The organism is Vibrio sp. OPT24, assembly GCF_015163545.1.
In the GTDB taxonomy this organism is placed as follows: Bacteria; Pseudomonadota; Gammaproteobacteria; order Enterobacterales; family Vibrionaceae; genus Vibrio; species Vibrio cyclitrophicus.
The window spans coordinates 554,093-574,205 of record NZ_JADDYI010000048.1 but is presented as its reverse complement, the minus strand read 5'-3'; the positions used below and the strand labels follow the sequence as shown (position 1 = coordinate 574,205).

Here is a 20,113-nt window from a genome sequence, read left to right as displayed (position 1 = left end):
GTCATACAATATTCTATATTCATCTACCAAACGTAAGGACATGTGGAATGCGATCAATGAAAGATATCACTCAAGACGCTATCGATATCGTTAAACCCTCTATCGACAAGCTGTTTGAAAGAACGAATAGAAAAGAACTGCATATTGTCGTTATGAATCCACACCTCAAGCCTTGGGAAGCCTCTTTTGAAGACGCCATTCTATATGAAGAGTCGTTAGGAGCTCCTGACAACTGGACAATCAAGTTTGATCACCTTGCCCGTAAGAAAGCACAACAAGCGTGGCGAGAATCGACAAGCAATCTAACACTGCACTCCCAACACCCATCTTCACTACGTGACGAAGACTTACTGTTTTATGGTTCGTTTGTTTACGGAAACGTGGTTGTTGCCTGCAGTGGTGTACAACAATGGTATGACATGCTGATCAGTGGCTGGATAGCGGTAGCTATTGAACAGTTAGCAATGCACGAATACCAAACAGAAAAAGCAGAAAACCCTACAAAAACATATCGCTAATAATTAGAAACAGAAGGTACTTATTATGAGTAAACTATTAAAATCCATTATGCTAGCAGCCGGTATACTTGTTTCTGCAACGTCAATTGCAGCTGACTATCCAAGCAAAAACATTCGCTTAGTTGTGCCATTTGGCGCGGGCGGCGGCACCGATGCCGTTGGTCGTACTCTTGCAAATAGCGCGAAAGACATTCTTGGGCAAAATATTTCAATCATGAACCGTACTGGTGGCGCAGGCGCAGTTGGGATGAGCTTTGGTGCTCAGCAGCGTGCGGATGGTTACACATTAACAGTAGTAACACGTGAAATCGCTTCACTTCCTCAAATGGGTTTGATGCGTCATACCGCTGACGACTTTAAACTCATTCGTTTAGTTAACTTAGATCCTGCGGTCGTATTGGTTGCAGCAGATAGCCCATACAACACGATTAACGACCTGATTAAGGAAGCCAAAGAAAAACCAGGCAGCGTAAAATTCGCTTCAACCGCTGCGCCAAACTTCTACCTAATGTCTCTTGAAAAAGATCAAGGCATTAAATTAAACGCTATCCCTTACAACGGTGCATCAGAAGCAATTCCTGCTGTACTAGGCCATCACACAGACGTCACTATGGTTACTCCTGGTGAAGCTATCGCTCAACTTCGTTCAGGCCAACTAAAGGCATTAGGTGTCATGTCTGAAGAACGTATTCAGTACATTCCAGATGTTCCTACTTTGAAAGAGCAAGGCATTGATGTAGTAACAGGTACATGGCGCGGTATTGGTGCTCCAAAAGATACACCTGATGCAGTAATCGAGAAGCTGGGGGCTGCATTTGATGAAGCAATGGCAAGTGAAGAGTTCAAAACTTTCATGGCGAAAGGTGCAATGACGATTCACAATCTTGATGACAAAGCCTTCACTGAGTTTGTTGCAGAAGATACAAAATCATTGACTCAATTAATTCAATAACCTTTGTTCAGAGGCACAGCTTTTATCAGTTGTGCCTCTGTTACTAGTTTGTACCTTTCCCTTGCTTTACTTTTTAGGGGTAAACTCCATGTCTAACTCTCACTCTTACTTAAACCGAAACGTCGTTTTCCCTTCTATCATCATTATCCTTAGCGCAATCGCGTTCGCGCTGATCACTCAATTTGATCGTCCGATGTACCAAGATGCAAGTGTCGATGCAAAATTCTTCCCGATGATGATTGTGATTGCCCAAATTGCTATCTGTATTGTTCTCATCGTTCAACACAAATTAAAAGGTGCCTCTGAACAACAAGAAGCGATGATAAGCAAGATGTCGATTTTCGGCGTTGCTTTTCTTATTGGCTACGCATTACTCATCAGTGTAGTTGGCTACCTTTATGCTAGTTTGATTGCATTTATGTTCTACCTCGTTTACTTCAAAGTGAAGAAGCCAATCTATTACGTTGTCGCCGTTGTCTTTGTGTTCGCGGTTTACTATCTATTTGGCGAGGTGTTCTACATCGCGCTTCCTGAAGCAACGTGGTCTTAGGAGGTCATATGTTTGAATATCTAATCGATGGTCTCGCAACTGCAGTTAGCTTTGCAGTGCTTCCTGTCCTTGTTTTTGGCGTACTGGGCGGCGTTATTTTAGGCGCACTACCCGGACTTACAGCGACAATGGGCGTGGCAATTCTCCTTCCATTTACCTTTGGCATGGAACCGACTTCAGCCCTTGTGATGTTAATTGGTGTATACATTGGTGGGATTTACGGTGGCTCAATTGCCGCAATTTTACTTAAAACCCCAGGAACACCGGCTTCTGCAGCAAGTGTACTCGACGGTCACACTATGGCTGTTAGAGGACAAGCAGCAAGAGCATTAAGTATTTCTGCTGTTGCATCATTTATTGGCGGGCTGTTAAGTACTATCGTCCTCATCGCGATTGCGCCTAAATTAGCGACCTTTGCACTGCGTTTTAATGCGCCAGAATATTTTGCACTCGCTCTGTTTGGTTTAACGATTATTGCGAGTGTTTCTTCGAACAACATTTTTAAAGGGTTACTTGCGGGAACCATTGGATTATTGGTTTCAACTGTTGGACTCGACCCAATCAGCAGTGTGCCAAGATTTACTTTTGACATCATGGATCTTTACAGCGGAATCAATGTCATCCCTGTCTTAATTGGTTTATTCGCTCTATCTGAGGCATTAAACCAACTAGAGAAGCTGTTCTCTGAAAAGAAAGTCTTTGCACCGAAATTTGACCACAAACTATTAAGTAAAAGTGATCTCAAAGAAATGCTACCAACGGCCATAAAAAGTGGTTTGATGGGAACAACTATCGGCTCGGTACCGGGTGCTGGTGCTGATATATCTGCATTTGTTTGTTACAACGAAGCAAAACGTTCGTCTAAGAACCCAGAAGAGTTTGGTAAAGGCTCGGTTCGTGGCCTTGCAGCCGCTGAATCTGGAAACAACGGCGTAACGGGTGGCTCGCTAGTTCCGTTATTAACACTAGGTGTCCCTGGAGATGCCGTGGCAGCGGTTCTTCTTGGTGCACTTATAGTACAAGGACTCACACCAGGCCCACTGCTATTCGCCCAAAACCCCGAAGTGGTTTATGGCGTGTTCAGCTCAATGTTGGTCGCTAACCTTGTGATGTTAGTGATTGGTTTACTGGGTATTCGCTTCTTCTGTCGAATCATTGAAGTACCGAAGATCATCATGATTCCAATCATTGTCTTCCTTTCAATTGTCGGCGCTTACGCAATTAACAACTCGATGTTTGATGTGGGTATTGCAATCGGTTTCGGTCTACTTGGCTTTATCTTAACTAAACTGGATATCCCTTCTTCACCGATTCTGCTTGCGATCATCTTAGGGCCAATGGCAGAAACAAACCTTAGAAAATCACTGCTGATGTACGATGGCAGTTGGTCTTTCCTTTATGAGCGTCCTATTGCTCTCGCGTTTATCGTGTTAGCTGTATTCTCGGTTTATTCAACGTTAAAAATGAAGAAAAAGCAGAAACAAAAGCAAACTTACGAACATCATGATTAGCCGCTTGTTTAAGCTAGAATATTGAAACAACTCAAAGCCAGAGACAACAGTCTCTGGCTTTTTTCATACATGAAAGCAGCCAATTTTCGTAAACGGTAGACAACAAAAAAGGTATGCACTTGGCATACCCTTTTAAGTCGTTTATCCGAGCGTAATGCTGTTCATCTCTATATGAGGTGACTCATCTACCTACGCTCTAGATTATTTCTATTACGCCGTCGCCAGACGGTGGTTGGCATCTTGCAAGTGTGCAGCAGACACAACTCGTGCCTTATCACTATCACCAGCCATGATTGCTTCATAGATTCTACGGTGTTCATTGATACACGTGCTTCCTTCTTCAGAAGAGTGCACGATGAAGTTCACGAACATCGTAGTCAAGATATTGCCGAATGGCAGGTAGAAGTCATTACCTGTCGCATTAAAGATCAAGCTATGAAAACGAGTATCAATATCTGTCCAACGCTCTTGATCAAATACTTCAGCCTCATCCACTTCTACCATTTTTTGGAAGATTTCTGAAAGTTCAATGCGTTGTTCAGCCGTTGCAAATTTAGCCGCCAGTGCGCACGCTTCAGGTTCTATCGCACGGCGAAGGCCTAAAAACTGAGAACAGAATTGATCTATGTCGGTTAGACCATCCATCCATTCAATCAGCTGAGGATCAAGAAAGTTCCAATATGCGCGGTCGACTACACGAGTACCGATTTTCGGGCGGGACTCTAACAAACCTTTAGAAGTTAATAGTTTAACTGCTTCACGTAGTGCCGTTCGGCTAATACCAAACTGTTCACATAACGCCATTTCACCAGGAATAATAGAACCTTGCGGCAGATCGCCAGACAAGATTCCACGAGCGATTTCACGCGCTACTTGCACGTGCAGGCTACGCTTCGAGCCCGAAATTGAATTAAAAGTGCTAACCATAAGTTCACTTATTTTATATGTTATGTTTATGTATTATTTAAGGATTACTATAACAGTATTTCAACCTACAGCCAATTGAGTAAAATCAAACAAAGAATAGCCCATTAATTTACCCGCTAAATCAGATAGTTAAAAGCATCTAATTTCATTTAACGAGAAACATCATGTTACACCATTCATAAATCCGTCATCAAAAAGCAGCGGTTCTGTCATCGTCGATTCCTATACTCCCTTCCCAACAGATAACTCAACTGGACTGAAACAATGAAACCGACAAAAACTAATCTCACGCTTAAAAGCGCTATTACTGCTGCGCTGATTTTTTCTGGTTCTGCATTAGCAATGGATTCACGATACGAAGATCGTTCTGGTAACTTAGTTGCTGACGTTCCCCAAGATGAATCACAATGGGTCGACCCAAACACGCTGATTTTTGCTTACACGCCAGTTGAAGATCCAGCAGTATACGCTGATGTGTGGAGCGAGTTTTTGAGCCACCTAGAAAAAACAACCGAAAAAACGGTTCGTTTCTTTCCTGTACAAAATAACGCAGCTCAAATTGAAGCCATGCGTTCTGGGCGTCTACATATTGCAGGCTTCAACACTGGCTCTACCCCACTAGCGGTCAACTGTGCTGGTTTCGCTCCTTTTACCATGATGGCGGCTGAAGATGGTTCTTTCGGTTACGAAATGGAAATCATCACTCATCCTAGTTCTGGCATTGAAAAAGTAGAAGATCTGAAAGGTAAAAATCTCGCTTTCACAGCGCAAACTTCTAACTCTGGATTCAAAGCTCCATCTGCAATTTTAGATGCTGAATACCAACTTCAACCGGATCGTGATTTTAAACCTGCGTTCTCTGGCGCGCACGACAACTCTATCTTAGGTGTAGCACATAAGGATTACGATGCGGCGGCCGTTGCTAACTCGGTGTTGAACCGCATGCTTTCACGTGAAGTAGTAAAAGAAGACCAAATCAAAAGTATCTACAAGTCACAAACCTTCCCGACTACCGCTTACGGTACTGCACATAACCTAACACCTGAACTACAAGAAAAGATTCAACAAGCATTCTTCACGTTTGATTGGGAAGGCACCAAACTGCAAGAAGAATTCGAACGTAACGGCGAGGCAAAATTTGTTCCAATCACTTATCAAGAGCACTGGGAAGTGATCCGAACTATCGATACAGCGAACAAAGTGTCTTACACGTGTAGCTAAGTTCAAGCGAACTAAAAAGCCAATAACACAGAAATACTAACTGCAGGCAAACACGCCTGCAGTTATTCAACACTCTTTCCGGTTTGCTCTCCACGCCTGCCTCTGGCGAACTCTTAGTACACCGTCTTATAGGAATTTTATGTCTACTCTTACCCTTAAAGGGCTTACCAAGCACTATTCCAGTTCTGACAAAGCCCTAACTAACGTCAGCTTGTCAGTGAATGCTGGCGAAGTTGTTGGATTAATTGGCCCATCAGGAGCAGGGAAATCAACACTTATCCGTTGTATTAACCGACTAACAGAGCCCACCAGCGGCGAAGTTATCTTTTCCAATACCAACTTAGAGACGCTGTCTAAGCGCCAGCTAAGACAATCTCGACGTGAAATTGGGATGATTTTCCAAGAATACGCATTGATTGAGCGCTTAACGGTGATGGAAAACGTACTTTCAGGACGTTTGGGATACGTGAATTTCTGGCAAAGCTTTACTCGTCGTTTCCCTGAATCGGATATCCAAGCCGCTTATGCCCTACTCGACCGAGTTGGATTATTAGAGCACGCCAATAAAAGAGCCGATGCCTTATCAGGTGGTCAGCGTCAGCGTGTCGGTATTGCGCGTGCGCTTGCTCAAAAACCAAAGCTATTACTGATTGATGAACCAACAGCCGCACTCGATCCACGTACTGCTCGTCAGATCATGCGATTGATCAGCGAGATTTGTTCAGAGCAACGACTTCCAGCCATCATCAATATTCACGACGTTCAGTTAGCAAAACAGTTTGTTGACCGAGTTGTCGGCCTAAATGCAGGCTGTGTGGTATTTGATAACCAACCAAACCTGCTCACCGAAGACGTACTCACACAGATCTACGGTGAAGAGGATTGGAGCCAACAGGTAGAAGAAGAGGAAGATGACCTGAGCATCACTCACCCTCATTTGTCTGAGGCAACAGTATGATTCAGTCATATCCAAAACAATGGACCAAGCCGCCACTGATTTCCAACCCTTGGTTACGTTGGAGCTTAGTCATCATCGTCGCGGTGTATTTATACCTTGCGACTCAATCGGTACACGTAAACTGGACTCGAATTTACGAAGGTAGCGAGCGCGGCTGGCAGTTCATTTTGGCTTTCATGAACCCAGATTTCGGTGGACGGTGGAATAACATCTCGCAAGGTTTAATTGAAAGCTTAACCATGACGCTCACATCGACCGTGGCTGGTGTTATTCTTTCTATTCCATTTGGATTAGGTGCAGCGAAAAACCTTGCTCCGACTCCGGTTTACCTGTTCTGCCGCGCGTTTATTTCTATCGCCCGTAGCTTACAAGAGATCATTGTCGCGATTTTGTGTGTGGCTCTGTTTGGCTTCGGTACGTTTGCTGGTTTTGTCACTCTCACATTTGCCACTATCGGCTTTCTCGCAAAACTGTTCGCCGATGAGATTGAAGCCATTGACCCAGCACCACTGACGGCAATGCGTGCAACAGGGGCGAGTTGGCTACAACAAGTTAATTACGCAATTCAAGCACAAGTGATGCCTCGTTTCATTGGGCTTTCGATGTACCGACTCGACATCAATTTTCGTGAATCTGCTGTAATCGGCATTGTTGGCGCAGGTGGTATTGGCGCTACGTTAAACACAGCAATGGACCGCTATGAGTACAGCGCAGCCGCTGCTATTCTATTGATTATTATCGTGATTGTGATGTTGTGTGAATACCTATCAACTATCATCCGTAAGTATGTGCAGTAAGGAACGACTCAATGAGCACGCTAAATAACACACCGACAAGCGTCATCAATCGTACCCAATGGAAGCGTTACGACAATAAACAGAGCCTGATGCTCTGGATAGGCTGGCTTTGCTTTGTTGCTTTAACTGTTTTTGCATGGCAAATCATGAACAAAGATACGATTTGGTACTTTGTAACGGATTCACCGAACCAACTTGCTGATATATCTTCACGTATGTGGCCACCAAGGTGGAGTTACTTAGAGTCTCTTTGGAGCCCTTTGTGGGACACAATTAATATCGCAACACTTGGCACACTGTTAGGGATCGTACTGGCATTTCCAGTTGCATTCTTAGCCGCACGCAACACAACGCCAAGCACTACGTTTATCAGGCCTATCGCACTGTTCATCATTGCGGCAAGTCGTTCGATCAACTCGCTAATTTGGGCGCTCTTGTTGGTGGCAATCATAGGTCCTGGATTACTGGCCGGTATTATCGCGATTGCTCTGCGCTCAATTGGTTTCGTGGCTAAATTGATGTATGAAGCGATTGAAGAAGTGAACGTCACGCAGATGTCAGCGATTCAATCGACGGGTGCATCTCCCCTGCAAGTATTGAACTACGGCATTCTTCCGCAAGTAATGCCAAGTTTCATCGGCACAAGCTTGTTTCGCTGGGATATCAATATCCGCGAGTCTACAGTCTTAGGTTTAGTAGGAGCTGGCGGTATTGGATTGAAACTGCAGGAGTCGATGGCGATGCTAGCATGGCCTCAAGTAACGGTGATTTTCTTTGCGATTTTAGTGACAGTCGTCTTCTCAGAATGGTTAGCAGCCAAAGCAAGAAAAGCCTTTATTTAATCAATACATCATAGATGTCTATCAAAGCCTACTTGCAGAGTAGGCTTTTTTGTTCATGGACAAACGATAAGCAGGTTTCAAAATTAGAAACGTATTTCATTAGTGACAGTCCCTACCCCTTTGATCGTGACCGATACTTGATCTTTATCGACCAATGCATGCGTTCTCCCCGGTGTGCCCATAAATACAAGGTCACCTGGTTTTAGAGTAAAGTAATGGCTTAAGTAACTGACAACTTTTCGCGGGCTGTGAATCATGAAAGATGTATTTTCTTGCTGGACGATATCGCCGTTAACACGTGTTGTAAGTTCGACATCGTTATAATCAACCCCTTTCACAATAGTATGACCAATCGGTCCAAATCCATCCGATGCCTTAGCTCGTAACCATTGTAAATCACTGTTCTGCCAACTTCTCTCCGTTATGTCATTACCCACCGTGACACCGAAAATCGCGTCCTCAGCTTCTTCTTGACTCGCTTTACTGATCTCTTTTCCTATCACTACGACGAGCTCACCTTCAAAATGCACGTTCTGAGCATCAAAAGGGGCATGAATAGTTTCACCCGATAAAATCAAAGAAGATGGAAGCTTCAGAAATAATGGCGGTGGTAAATCAGGATGAGAAGCGGCGTGACTCACGTAATTCATGCCAACGGCAAATACTTTTTCTGGTTCAGTCGGAAGCAGTAGATCAACCGATTCAAGTGGAATCGAGGTTTTCTCAACGGAGTACTCGCTAAAGATGTCGCCATTGATTGGAAAAATAGTACCTTTCGTCAACTTTCCGTAGCTGATTTTGTCTTGATAATGGTAACGCACGAATTGATCTGTATTCGCGTGATTTTGCGAGTCATTTGCTAGCGTATAAGTAGAACAAGAAGCTGTAAGTATTAACGCCAACCCTTCCATTAACTTCATGATTTATCCTTAGTTATTTTATTCCTAACACTTACTGTAGCTTACACATCGACACCATAGTGACTGTTTTCTATTATTTAACGCATTCTCTTTCTTTTCCCACATTTTTCCTTTCCTACACGCATAAAAAAACCGAGCAACTCGCAGTGAGTTACTCGGTTTGACTTATTCCCGATGTATTCAGTCGTTGTTGGTATCAACGAACGATTTTACAATCACGACTGAATTCAATGTGATGCTTCGTTCCCGCAAAGCACCACATCAATACATGCCATGGTTAAACGGCATGTATGTTAATCATTTACAGTTGAGCAAATGATCCTTCCCACGAGTATGTCTCACCCGCGAACTCAACAGTGTGAGTTGCTTGCTGCGTGTCTTCAGCTTGGTTTGAGATACCGTAGTGGTAAGTGTTGCCAGAAGTAGTCTGAATGCAAACAACAGTCCCGACACTGTTATGGCCCACAACAGACACTGATTTAACTAGACCACGAGCGCCTACAGAGGCTTCGATAGATTCGTTAAAGTAACCATGCGTTTCTAGTACAGAAGCAAACACGTGGTTTTGACCAGACTGACGTAAGATAAACGCAGGTTCACTCTTAAGATTGAAGTCTGGATCGTTAGCACCAGTGCGAGCAAAAATCACTTCGCTGCCCGCATTAGCGCTGGTTACTAGGCTGTAGTAGCTGCTGTCATGTAGCCAGCTTACTAGAGAACCCTCTTCGTTCACTTTGCCTGAAGCCACGTTCCATAGGTGTTGGTAACCGTTGTCTTCACCTAATGGCTTAAGCGTTTTTTCCATGTTGTAATCGAAATCAGTACGGATGATCTGGCCAGAGTGGTGAACGGGAAGATCGTACTGGTGCTCAGCGTCAGCTTCGATGCGGTAAACATCAATCACTAACGGCTTCTCGAACTCAGGAAGTTCAGCAAGAATCACGCTGCGTTGCATGTCTACGCCTGTATAGTACTCAGAAATTGTGCCGCTCATGCCTTGCAAAGACTGGTCGTCTGCTACGAAGAAGTGCTTCTGACCAAACTTAGACTCAGCCAATGCTGTGTTGAAGTTATTCTGCGTTTTCTGATCAACCGTTACTGTGTTGTGAGCAACCGTCTGCTTACAGTAAGACTTGTTCTCTGGAATGTAACGACCACCAAACTTAGGCTCAACGTTTACCCAGCGACCGAAGCCGTAATCGTGCAGCACTTCGTGGCCACGGTTGAATACACTTAGGTGCAGTCCATCGTAGTGACCGTGGTCTAGCGCAGAGTGGTACTGGTGATCGCTGCCGTGTTGACCAAACCAGATCAACGCCATTGTGTCGTCGTCTTTCTCATCACGGTGACGAAGAATGCTAACGCCGCCTTTCTCACCTTCAGGGCCGTCGGTAACGAACAGGCTACCCCAGTTGAATGGTTTGATTTCATCAGCTGCTTCAACAGCGTCAGACAATGTTTTACCTGAAGCATGAACCCAAACGTTTTGTTGGTGGTTAGCCATACCAAGCAGAGTTTCAGACTGCTCGTAACGGTGGTAACACACAGACGTTGCCATGATAACGCCTTCATCGTTGATAGAGATCGTCTTCGATGAATCGTTCAGAGCTGGCAATGTACCGTCTGGGAATGCGGTTTTGAATACAGAGTAAGATGTTGTCTTGATCACTGAATCGTTGAATTCATAGATACCGACTTCAGGCTGACGACGTTCAATCGCTTCTGCGAACAGGTAGATTGGACGTAGAGAGAAACGGTGGTAGTAAGGACCTTCCATGTAGTAGCCGTCTGGCGAAAACAGTTGGTCAAGTTGCGCTAAGAAACCGCCGCTTACTTTGTCCAGTTTTAGGCCATAAAGTGCTTTATCTACAGATTCTTGATCGTTGATCGCGTAACCACAGATACCTACCGCTGCCACTGCCCATAGGCCGTGGTTGTGTACGATATCGAAGTCGTGTGCGTAAGTAACAACGAACATTTCGATCATTTGCTTAAGAAGATCGTCTTCGATCAGACGCTTCTGCTCTTCAGAGATTGTGTGGTAAATACAGCTGTACGCACAAGAAGCGTAAAGCATCCACATGTTCTCGTTCAACGTTTGGTGGAACAGCTTACCCGGAGGGTTAGAGTCACGGCTTACGTTGCTTTCCAATGTTGGGTATACCGTCGCGTACGCTGTTAGCATATCAACGATGTAATCACGGTACTTAGTTTCCTCAGTGATAAGGAACAAACGACCCGCTAGATCCATATGGATGTAGTTTTGCTTATGACGGTTATGTTCATAACCGCCACCTTCGCCGTGACCTGGAACTTCGATGCCAACTTCAGCCATGTAAGCGTCAGTTTGTTTAATGTCACGAGTTAGTGCGTTACCTAATAGGCTATCCTTGCCAAGTTCTTTACGAAGCTCTGCTGCTTCTTCAAAGTTAAGTAAAAGTGGTTGATAGCTCATTATTATTTCCCCTGCTCTAAAGTCGTTTCTACTGAGTAGAAGCCTGTCCAGCTGTATACTTTGCCGTTCAGTTCTACTTTGTGTTCAGTGCTGTCAGTTGCGCCAAGTTGGTTACTGATCATCACTGTCACGTTTGATTTCTCTGTCGTAATTTCTACTACTGAACCTACATTCGTGTGAGCAACAACATTGATGTTTTTCACAACACCACGAGCGTTTACTGATTGCTCGAATTCTTCGTTAAAGTAACCGTGCGTTTCTAGCACAGAAGCAAACAATGTTGTTTCGCCTTTGCTACGTAGAATGAATGCAGGCTCTGAACGTAAATTAAAGCTTGGATCGTTAGCACCAGTGCGAGTGAAGATGATTTCTCCGTTCTCGTTCGAACTTGTACCCAACCAAGTATAGTACGTGTCGTTCTGTAACCAGCTAACTAACGCAGTACCATTCACTTCACCACTCGCTACATTCCATAGGTGTTGGTAACCGAAGTCACTTCCTAGTGTGTTTAGCTCTTTGTTTGCTTGGTATTCGAAGTTAGTGCGAATAATTTGACCTTGATATTGATGAGAGTAATCAAACTGGTGGTCGCCTTCGCCGCCTTTTGTCGAACCTAAGCGGTACAAGTCTAACAATAGCGGAGACTCAAGCTCTTCAAGGTTTAGCATGAACACACTGCGTTGCATGTCAAAACCTTCGTAATGGTCGTTAGCAAATGCGCTCATACCGTTAATTTGCTCATCTGCCACTTTGAAGAAGTGAGGCAAACCGTGTACTGCGTCAGCACGCTCAACGTCAAAGTTGTTCTGACATTTCTCATCAATCGTTACTGCATTATGTGCAATCGTTTGACGAGCGTAAGATTTATTTTCATCTAGGTAGCGACCGCCAAATTTTGGCTCAACGTTAACCCAACGACAGAAACCGTATTCACGCAACACTTCTTGACCGCGGTTAAAGAAAGAAATACCCAGCGTATCGAAGTTGCCGTGACCCATGCCGTGTTGACCGTAGTTCATAACAAGTTGAGAAACGTCACCTTTATTATCCTGCATACGGATAAAGCCTTGTGCACCATTGTGGCCTTCAGGACCCTCGCTCAATTCAACACTTGGCCAGAAAGGCATGCCGATTTCTTGTTTAGCTGAAGCCTCTTCGTAGGCTTTAGATAGCTCAAGACCACATGGGTGCATCCATACTGCGTCTTGAATCTTCGCCATACCAAGAATGTTTTGGTCAACGCCACTTTCAGAAGAGTAATGCTTGCTGTAAACACTTACGGCAACCTGAACACCCATATCAGTAATGCCCATTGTGCGAGACGCGTCGTTTAATGCTGGGAATTCACCGTTCGGGTAAGCAGTAGAAAGCATTGCTTGTACTGTGTTACCAATCACGCCGCCTTTGTAGTTGTAGATATCAACTTCGGGCATGTGACGATGAATAACTTCAGCGAACACACACGTTGGGCGAATTGCGTAACGGTGGTAGTAAGGACCTTCCATGTAGTAACCAGAAGGTGCAAACAGTTGAGAAATTTGCGCTAAGAAGCCGCCCGTATCGTTACGGTCGATGCCGTAAACCGACATTTCAAGGTACTCACGCTTGCCTAAAGCAAGACCACAGATACCCACAGCCGCTACAGCCCAAATGCCGTGATTGTGAATGCGGTCGAAGTCGTGTGCGTACTTCACTGTGAACATTTCTAGCATTGGTTCAAAAATGCGAGACTCAATGTTGTCACGTTGTTCCTGTGTCAATGTTGAAGCAACACAAGAGTAAGCTAAGCTTGAAAACATTAACCAGCAGTGTTCATTCAGGATTTGGTGGAACAAACGACCTGTCGGGTTAGTGTTTTTCTGTACGTGGTAATCAAACGTTAGATATTTGTCTGCGTACACTTCCAATAATTCTGTAACGAAGTCTGCGTATTTTTGCTCTTTAGTGATCAAGAACATGCGACCAGCTAAGTTCATGTACGTGTAATTTTGCTTATGGCGGTTATGCTCGTAACCCCCTGCTTCACCGTGACCTGGAACATCAATAGGTAAACGCATGAACGCTTCTAAGTCTTTCGCATTCGCTGCAATGGTTTTGCCCATTAAGCTAGAACGGCCTACTTCAAGGTGAAGTTGCTCAATTTCTGCTTCAGTCAACAATACTGGTTTGGTAGTCATATTCTTTGTCACCCTCAATAAAGAGTTTATCTGTTTAAACTTTGATTAAATTTTCAAACTCCATATAAAGTAATACAATATGAGCTTTAATCATACCTATTCGATGCTAAATGATGAGTAGAATCACATAAATCATCATAAGTCATTGATGTAGTTAACTAATGATAAATTTAGAGCATTTGTTAAGTTATTGATTTATTTACGCAATATAAAGTATCACTTGATCAATATCACACAATTTTAGATATATTGTATTACAATTAGGCTCATTCCCTTATTATGAATGCAAGCTAAGTAACACTTAAAAGATTTAAACAGATTAGGAGATACACAATGAACTCTTTCTTTATGCTAGATGAAAATCCGTGGGAAGAACTTGGTGGCGGTATTAAGCGTAAAATCGTTGCTTACACCGACGATCTAATGGCTGTACACCTTTGTTTTGATAAGGGTGCGATTGGCCATCCTCACACACACGAAATTCATGACCAGATCGGTTATGTTGTTCGCGGCAGCTTTGAAGCTGAGATTGAAGGCGAGAAGAGAGTACTTAAAGAAGGCGACGCTTACTTCGCTCGTAAACACATGATGCACGGTGCGGTTGCACTAGAGCAAGACAGCATCCTTCTAGATATCTTCAACCCTGCGCGTGAAGACTTCCTAAAATAATGAATAGCGCAACCTCAGTTGCTAAGGTAAGCATATGAAATCATTAAACATCGCGGTCATTGGCGAGTGCATGGTTGAGCTACAAAAGAAACAAGATGGGCTTAAGCAAAGTTTTGGTGGCGATACACTAAATACGGCACTTTACCTGTCACGCTTAACAAAAGAGCATGGTATCCAAACAAGCTATGTAACCGCACTAGGCACCGACCCATTCAGTACTGACATGCTAGAAAAGTGGCAAGCTGAAGGTATCGACACAAGCTTAGTGGCTCAGCTCGATCACAAACAACCAGGGCTTTATTACATCGAGACCGATGAAACTGGTGAGCGTAGCTTCCACTACTGGCGTAGTGATGCTGCAGCGAAGTTCATGTTTGATCAGCAAGACACGCCTGCTCTACTTGATAAGCTATTCTCTTTTGATGCGGTTTACCTAAGCGGTATTACACTTGCTATCTTGACAGAAAATGGCCGTACACAGCTGTTTAACTTCTTAGACAAATTTAAAGCTCAAGGCGGCCAAGTATTCTTCGACAATAACTACCGTCCTAAACTTTGGGAAAGCCAACAAGAAGCGATTTCTTGGTACTTGAAAATGCTCAAGTACACTGACACGGCCCTACTGACGTTTGATGATGAGCAAGAGTTGTACGGCGACGAAAGCATTGAACAATGTATTGCTCGTACGTCTGAGTCTGGTGTGAAAGAGATCGTTATCAAACGTGGCGCAAAAGACTGCTTAGTCGTTGAAAGCCAAAGTGCTCAATACGTAGCTCCAAACCCAGTTGACAACATCGTAGACACTACGGCCGCTGGCGACTCGTTCAGTGCTGGCTTCTTAGCTAAGCGTTTGAGCGGTGGTAATGCTCGTGATGCCGCATTTGCCGGTCATATTGTGGCAGGAACCGTGATTCAGCATCCAGGTGCTATCATTCCTGTAGATGCGACGCCTGATCTGTCTTTATAATTACGCACTTTATATATTAATCAAGGGCTTGCTTAGTTAAAAGCAAGCCCATAATTAACGTGAGAAAGAATTCATGACTACATTAAATGAACAACTAGCAAACCTAAAAGTAATTCCTGTAATCGCTATCAACCGTGCTGAAGACGCTATCCCTCTAGGTAAAGCTCTTGTTGAAAACGGCATGCCATGTGCAGAAATCACACTACGTACAGAATGTGCAATCGAAGCGATTCGCATCATGCGTAAAGAGTTCCCTGACATGCTAATCGGTTCAGGCACAGTGCTGACTAACGAGCAAGTTGATGCGTCTATCGAAGCCGGTGTTGATTTCATCGTAAGCCCAGGTTTTAACCCACGTACTGTTCAATACTGTATCGATAAAGGCGTAGCTATTGTACCGGGTGTTAACAACCCAAGCCTAGTTGAACAAGCAATGGAAATGGGCCTTCGCACATTGAAGTTCTTCCCTGCTGAGCCGTCTGGCGGTACTGGTATGCTTAAAGCACTAACAGCGGTTTACCCTGTTAAATTTATGCCTACTGGCGGTGTAAGCTTGAAGAATGTAGATGAATATCTATCTATCCCTTCTGTACTTGCGTGCGGTGGTACTTGGATGGTTCCAACTAACCTTATCGACGAAGGTAAGTGGGACGAACTAGGCAAGCTTGTTCGCGATGCAGTTGCTCACGTTAACGCTTAATCTATTTTAGATTTGGTGATAAGGCCTCACTTCGGTGGGGCTTTTTTTTGCTTATAACTAACTGATATATAATGCGAACTGCTCTTTGGCAGTAAATGCTTTGTAAACCAGTATTCTCAATATCGGTCCCTACCCTGAAGTAAACTACGGTCTCGAATCAAACTGACTAAGTGGCTAGTTGGCTCAGTAACTCAACACCAAATACGGCACCTGATACATGGTTAGTTGTTAGGTACACAAACAACTGGGTAAACACAAACTACCTGACTTTAGATAAAGCTTCTTTCTCCCCATAAACGATATCACCGTCGAAGCCCGCTCAACGTGTCACACGCCGATTGTACGTAATTCAACTCACATTCAGTTCTTGTATTCTCTGTTGGCGCTTAAATTACCACTCAGAGCTTAAAATTAATGCTTCTCGAACAATCGTCTATGACTTAAATCACGGTAAGTGCCCACTAACTACCGTCAATTCATATTTTGCACTTAGAACTACTTGCTCAACATCTACGCTGACCGCCTTAGACCTCTTCAACCCGCCGTTGTGCTTCATATAAGAATAAACAAAAAGCTAAATTAAATGTCGAGGGCAATAACTTCTCTCGATAATAAGCAGCTCTACATACAAAGAAACCAAAGCTAACAATGAATAGCAGCATAAAAACCAATAAGCTACACTTAATTTTTTCAAATCCTTCTTATCAAATTAGCGTTTAGATTTAACGTGAATTCCATCGCACAATCACACCTATTTGTAGCACATTTGTTACGGTTATAATTAAAATCTTATAGATCGCCCAATCTATAGATGAACCTTTTATATTGTAATACATATAAACAATTAGAACGTATTTTATTTACGATCTGAAATAAATTAAACAGACATTTAAGTTAAACAAAAACAACAACTTAACTAAAAACAGTGTGAAAGCTAAAAAATCAATGCGACCTAGATCATACTAAAGGCATATTGTAGTACAAATAAACCTTTGAAAGCGTTAATCTAAGCGCAGTTAATTATGATATTTAAAAGGCTGAAAAGATGACTATTGATACTTTTGTTGTTCTCGCCTACTTCTTCTTTTTGATCGCTATTGGTTGGATGTTCCGTAAGTTCACCACCTCTACTAGTGATTACTTCAGAGGTGGCGGCAAAATGTTGTGGTGGATGGTTGGTGCAACTGCCTTCATGACACAATTTTCAGCATGGACGTTTACAGGTGCCGCAGGACGCGCATTCAATGACGGTTTCGTTATTGTAATCCTATTCTTAGCCAATGCATTTGGCTACTTCATGAACTATATGTACTTCGCTCCAAAGTTCCGCCAACTTCGTGTGGTAACGGCGATTGAAGCTATCCGTCAGCGCTTTGGTAAAACGTCTGAACAGTTCTTCACATGGGCAGGCATGCCTGACAGCCTTATCTCTGCAGGTATTTGGCTAAACGGTCTAGCTATCTTTGTAGCAGCAGTATTCAACATCCCAATGGAAGCAACCATTGTGGTAACGGGTATGGTTCTAGTATTGATGGCAGTAACGGGCGGCTCTTGGGCGGTTGTTGCTTCTGACTTCATGCAAATGCTGGTTATCATGGCGGTTACGATTACTTGTGCGGTTGCAGCTTACTTCCACGGTGGCGGCCTAACTAACATCGTTGCTAATTTCGACGGCGACTTCATGTTGGGTAACAACCTAAACTACATGAGCATCTTCATCCTTTGGGTCGTGTTCATTTTCGTGAAGCAGTTCGGTGTAATGAACAACAGCATCAACGCTTACCGTTACCTATGTGCAAAAGACAGTGAAAACGCACGTAAAGCGGCAGGCCTAGCATGTATCCTTATGGTTGTCGGTCCACTAATCTGGTTCCTACCACCTTGGTACGTAAGTGCGTTCATGCCTGATTTCGCATTAGAGTACGCTTCAATGGGTGATAAAGCAGGTGATGCGGCTTACCTAGCATTCGTACAGAACGTAATGCCAGCAGGTATGGTTGGTCTTCTTATGTCAGCAATGTTCGCTGCAACGATGTCTTCTATGGATTCAGGTCTGAACCGTAATGCAGGTATCTTTGTAATGAATTTCTACAGCCCGATTCTTCGTCAGAACGCGACTCAGAAAGAGCTGGTTATCGTAAGTAAGCTAACCACTATCATGATGGGTATTATCATCATCGCGATTGGCTTGTTCATTAACTCTCTACGTCACTTGAGCTTGTTCGATATCGTAATGAACGTAGGTGCATTAATTGGCTTCCCAATGCTTATCCCTGTACTACTAGGTATGTGGATTCGTAAGACGCCTGACTGGGCTGGTTGGTCTACCCTAGTGGTTGGTGGCTTCGTTTCTTACATCTTCGGTATCTCGCTTCAAGCAGAAGACATCGAAAACCTATTTGGTCTAGAAACAGCGCTTACTGGCCGTGAATGGAGCGACTTGAAAGTTGGTCTAAGCTTAGCAGCTCACGTCGTGTTCACTGGTGGTTACTTCATCATGACTTCTCGCTTCTACAAAGGCCTATCGCCAGAGCGTGAGAAAGAAGTTGACCAATTATTCACTAACTGGAACACGCCGCTAGTCGCGGAAGGTGAAGAGCAACAAAACCTAGATACTAAACAGCGTTCAATGCTTGGTAAGCTTATCAGCACAGCAGGTTTCGGTATCCTAGCAATGGCTCTGATTCCAAACGAACCAACAGGACGCTTGTTGTTCCTGCTATGTGGTTCAATGGTACTAACCGTTGGTATCCTCCTGGTTAACGCATCTAAAGCTCCGGCTAAGATGAACAACGAATCAGTTGCTAAGTAGCTAAATAGGCAACTAACAAGTTAAACCCATAATGAAGCCCATGTTATTCGATAACATGGGCTATTTGTTTACCACTCAAACTTGCTGATACTTTTAACTCTGAATAGCACTTTAATGTGTATTATCTCCCTTTTAAACCTTTCTATTACACCCGTTAACTCCCTCGTACAAATAGAGTTCTCTTAACTCTATTTTTTGTAGTCTCACTTTTTTGATACTTTCCAATGGTTTGATCTCTTTCTCGGATTGTTTCTGTTACTTTGAATAACAACACAAACACAACAGATAATTACAATGACAAAAACATCACTATTACTTGCTTCCATTGCTCTGGCACTTTCCGGCGCAGCGCAAGCTGACCAGTTAGAAGACATTCAAAAATCAGGCACACTTCGCGTCGGCACCACAGGCGACTACAAACCTTTTTCTTACTTCGACGGCAAAACCTACTCTGGTTATGACATTGACGTGGCTAAGCATGTTGCAGAGCAGCTAGGCGTCGAATTACAGATTGTTCGTACCACATGGAAAGATCTGCTAACCGACCTCGACAGCGATAAATACGACATTGCGATGGGCGGTATTACGCGCAAAATGCAGCGTCAGTTAAACGCAGAACAAACTCAAGGCTACATGACCTTTGGTAAGTGCTTCTTAGTCGCGAAAGGCAAAGCAGAACAATACAACAGTATAGAAAAAGTGAACCTTTCTTCAGTGCGTGTTGGCGTCAATATCGGCGGGACTAACGAGATTTTTGCGGATGCTAACTTGCAAGACGCGAGCTTTACACGTTATGAGAACAACCTAGACGTTCCGCAAGCCGTTGCGGAAGGTAAAGTTGATGTGATGGTCACAGAAACTCCTGAAGGACTGTTCTATCAAGTGACTGATGAGCGCCTTGAAGCTGCTCGTTGTGAGACACCGTTTACCAACAGCCAATTCGGTTACCTGATACCAAAAGGTGAACAACGTTTGTTGAACACGGTGAACTTCATTATGGATGAAATGAAATTGAAAGGCGTTGAAGAAGAGTTCCTGATCCACAACTCGCTAAAATAATCTTGTTGTAGTTTATACAGAGCAAAAAAATAGGCCAACATTAGCATTGCTGGCCTATTTCGTTTGGTTTTATGGTTC

17 protein-coding genes are annotated in these 20,113 nt (G+C 43.7%); 13 read left to right on the top strand and 4 right to left on the bottom strand.

From position 1 onward, the window contains the following. The first annotated feature begins 47 nt into the window (after positions 1-47). The 4 genes from IQO02_RS12200 (at position 48) to IQO02_RS12185 (ending at position 3,531) form a co-directional block, all read left to right on the top strand. Positions 48-518, top strand: coding sequence for a hypothetical protein (locus tag IQO02_RS12200; protein WP_016785024.1), 471 nt, complete (start codon positions 48-50; stop codon positions 516-518). 25 nt (positions 519-543) lie between these two features. Then, a complete protein-coding gene (locus IQO02_RS12195) occupies positions 544-1,470 on the top strand; it encodes a tripartite tricarboxylate transporter substrate binding protein (RefSeq protein WP_010438355.1) in 927 nt (308 codons plus the stop codon). Between the two features lie 88 nt (positions 1,471-1,558). Further along, positions 1,559-2,020: a tripartite tricarboxylate transporter TctB family protein gene (locus tag IQO02_RS12190; RefSeq protein ID WP_010438352.1), complete on the top strand. Its 462-nt coding sequence runs from the start codon at positions 1,559-1,561 to the stop codon at positions 2,018-2,020. Positions 2,021-2,028: 8 nt separating this feature from the next. Then, on the top strand, positions 2,029-3,531 hold the full coding sequence (locus IQO02_RS12185; RefSeq protein ID WP_016791658.1) for a tripartite tricarboxylate transporter permease: 1,503 nt from the start codon (positions 2,029-2,031) through the stop codon (positions 3,529-3,531). 210 nt (positions 3,532-3,741) lie between these two features. Here IQO02_RS12185 and IQO02_RS12180 read toward each other — a convergent pair whose 3' ends face one another. After that, positions 3,742-4,458 carry a FadR/GntR family transcriptional regulator gene (locus IQO02_RS12180; protein ID WP_010438348.1) on the bottom strand — a complete coding sequence of 239 codons (717 nt, stop codon included), beginning with the start codon at positions 4,456-4,458 and terminating at the stop codon, positions 3,742-3,744. Positions 4,459-4,722: 264 nt separating this feature from the next. Here IQO02_RS12180 and phnD point away from each other — a divergent pair, with 264 nt between their 5' ends. From phnD to phnE (IQO02_RS12160), 4 genes are all read left to right on the top strand, one after another. Continuing rightward, positions 4,723-5,679 (top strand): phosphate/phosphite/phosphonate ABC transporter substrate-binding protein, encoded by a 957-nt coding sequence (phnD, locus tag IQO02_RS12175; protein WP_010438345.1) that lies wholly within the window; start codon positions 4,723-4,725, stop codon positions 5,677-5,679. 139 nt (positions 5,680-5,818) lie between these two features. Continuing rightward, complete coding sequence (gene phnC / locus IQO02_RS12170) at positions 5,819-6,637, top strand: phosphonate ABC transporter ATP-binding protein (protein WP_010438343.1); 819 nt, start codon at positions 5,819-5,821, stop codon at positions 6,635-6,637. Continuing rightward, positions 6,634-7,434 carry a phosphonate ABC transporter, permease protein PhnE gene (gene phnE / locus IQO02_RS12165; RefSeq protein WP_010438342.1) on the top strand — a complete coding sequence of 267 codons (801 nt, stop codon included), beginning with the start codon at positions 6,634-6,636 and terminating at the stop codon, positions 7,432-7,434. The genes phnC and phnE (IQO02_RS12165) overlap by 4 nt, the downstream gene beginning before the upstream one ends. Positions 7,435-7,445: 11 nt before the next feature. Further along, the gene (phnE, locus tag IQO02_RS12160; RefSeq protein ID WP_010438340.1) at positions 7,446-8,276 is read left to right on the top strand and encodes a phosphonate ABC transporter, permease protein PhnE; all 831 of its coding nucleotides are present in this window, start codon (positions 7,446-7,448) and stop codon (positions 8,274-8,276) included. A gap of 83 nt (positions 8,277-8,359) precedes the next feature. Here phnE (IQO02_RS12160) and IQO02_RS12155 read toward each other — a convergent pair whose 3' ends face one another. The 3 genes from IQO02_RS12155 to IQO02_RS12145 all read right to left on the bottom strand — a co-directional run bounded on the left by IQO02_RS12155 (position 8,360) and on the right by IQO02_RS12145 (position 13,828). Continuing rightward, positions 8,360-9,196, bottom strand: a complete 837-nt coding sequence (locus IQO02_RS12155; RefSeq protein WP_016787924.1) for a fumarylacetoacetate hydrolase family protein — start codon at positions 9,194-9,196, stop codon at positions 8,360-8,362. A 301-nt stretch (positions 9,197-9,497) separates the two neighbouring features. Next, entirely contained in the window at positions 9,498-11,651 is a 2,154-nt protein-coding gene (locus IQO02_RS12150) for a heparinase II/III domain-containing protein (RefSeq protein ID WP_016791657.1), read from the bottom strand. 2 nt (positions 11,652-11,653) lie between these two features. Beyond that, a complete protein-coding gene (locus IQO02_RS12145; protein ID WP_016768615.1) occupies positions 11,654-13,828 on the bottom strand; it encodes a heparinase II/III domain-containing protein in 2,175 nt (724 codons plus the stop codon). A gap of 333 nt (positions 13,829-14,161) precedes the next feature. On the opposite strand from IQO02_RS12145, the gene IQO02_RS12140 reads away from it, so the two are divergent. The 5 genes from IQO02_RS12140 to IQO02_RS12120 all read left to right on the top strand — a co-directional run bounded on the left by IQO02_RS12140 (position 14,162) and on the right by IQO02_RS12120 (position 20,035). Then, on the top strand, positions 14,162-14,497 hold the full coding sequence (locus tag IQO02_RS12140; protein WP_010438329.1) for a cupin domain-containing protein: 336 nt from the start codon (positions 14,162-14,164) through the stop codon (positions 14,495-14,497). A gap of 34 nt (positions 14,498-14,531) precedes the next feature. Beyond that, positions 14,532-15,464, top strand: coding sequence for a sugar kinase (locus IQO02_RS12135; RefSeq protein ID WP_010438326.1), 933 nt, complete (start codon positions 14,532-14,534; stop codon positions 15,462-15,464). 73 nt (positions 15,465-15,537) lie between these two features. Then, complete coding sequence (locus tag IQO02_RS12130) at positions 15,538-16,164, top strand: bifunctional 4-hydroxy-2-oxoglutarate aldolase/2-dehydro-3-deoxy-phosphogluconate aldolase (RefSeq protein ID WP_010438323.1); 627 nt, start codon at positions 15,538-15,540, stop codon at positions 16,162-16,164. A 1,045-nt stretch (positions 16,165-17,209) separates the two neighbouring features. After that, positions 17,210-18,976, top strand: a complete 1,767-nt coding sequence (locus IQO02_RS12125; protein WP_010438320.1) for a sodium:solute symporter family transporter — start codon at positions 17,210-17,212, stop codon at positions 18,974-18,976. 294 nt (positions 18,977-19,270) lie between these two features. Then, positions 19,271-20,035 carry a transporter substrate-binding domain-containing protein gene (locus IQO02_RS12120; protein WP_010438317.1) on the top strand — a complete coding sequence of 255 codons (765 nt, stop codon included), beginning with the start codon at positions 19,271-19,273 and terminating at the stop codon, positions 20,033-20,035. The last annotated feature ends 78 nt before the right edge of the window (positions 20,036-20,113 follow it).

Excerpts from the sequence above, each read along its gene's own strand:
- IQO02_RS12195 (WP_010438355.1), top strand. The coding sequence starts at position 544 with ATGAGTAAACTATTAAAATCCATTATGCTAGCAGCCGGTATACTTGTT.
- IQO02_RS12125 (WP_010438320.1), top strand. The coding sequence starts at position 17,210 with ATGACTATTGATACTTTTGTTGTTCTCGCCTACTTCTTCTTTTTGATC.
- IQO02_RS12180 (WP_010438348.1), bottom strand. The coding sequence starts at position 4,458 with ATGGTTAGCACTTTTAATTCAATTTCGGGCTCGAAGCGTAGCCTGCAC.
- phnE (WP_010438340.1), top strand. The coding sequence starts at position 7,446 with ATGAGCACGCTAAATAACACACCGACAAGCGTCATCAATCGTACCCAA.
- IQO02_RS12135 (WP_010438326.1), top strand. The coding sequence starts at position 14,532 with ATGAAATCATTAAACATCGCGGTCATTGGCGAGTGCATGGTTGAGCTA.
- IQO02_RS12190 (WP_010438352.1), top strand. The coding sequence starts at position 1,559 with ATGTCTAACTCTCACTCTTACTTAAACCGAAACGTCGTTTTCCCTTCT.
- IQO02_RS12140 (WP_010438329.1), top strand. The coding sequence starts at position 14,162 with ATGAACTCTTTCTTTATGCTAGATGAAAATCCGTGGGAAGAACTTGGT.
- IQO02_RS12120 (WP_010438317.1), top strand. The coding sequence starts at position 19,271 with ATGACAAAAACATCACTATTACTTGCTTCCATTGCTCTGGCACTTTCC.
- IQO02_RS12185 (WP_016791658.1), top strand. The coding sequence starts at position 2,029 with ATGTTTGAATATCTAATCGATGGTCTCGCAACTGCAGTTAGCTTTGCA.
- phnD (WP_010438345.1), top strand. The coding sequence starts at position 4,723 with ATGAAACCGACAAAAACTAATCTCACGCTTAAAAGCGCTATTACTGCT.
- IQO02_RS12145 (WP_016768615.1), bottom strand. The coding sequence starts at position 13,828 with ATGACTACCAAACCAGTATTGTTGACTGAAGCAGAAATTGAGCAACTT.
- phnC (WP_010438343.1), top strand. The coding sequence starts at position 5,819 with ATGTCTACTCTTACCCTTAAAGGGCTTACCAAGCACTATTCCAGTTCT.
- IQO02_RS12150 (WP_016791657.1), bottom strand. The coding sequence starts at position 11,651 with ATGAGCTATCAACCACTTTTACTTAACTTTGAAGAAGCAGCAGAGCTT.
- IQO02_RS12155 (WP_016787924.1), bottom strand. The coding sequence starts at position 9,196 with ATGAAGTTAATGGAAGGGTTGGCGTTAATACTTACAGCTTCTTGTTCT.
- IQO02_RS12200 (WP_016785024.1), top strand. The coding sequence starts at position 48 with ATGCGATCAATGAAAGATATCACTCAAGACGCTATCGATATCGTTAAA.
- phnE (WP_010438342.1), top strand. The coding sequence starts at position 6,634 with ATGATTCAGTCATATCCAAAACAATGGACCAAGCCGCCACTGATTTCC.
- IQO02_RS12130 (WP_010438323.1), top strand. The coding sequence starts at position 15,538 with ATGACTACATTAAATGAACAACTAGCAAACCTAAAAGTAATTCCTGTA.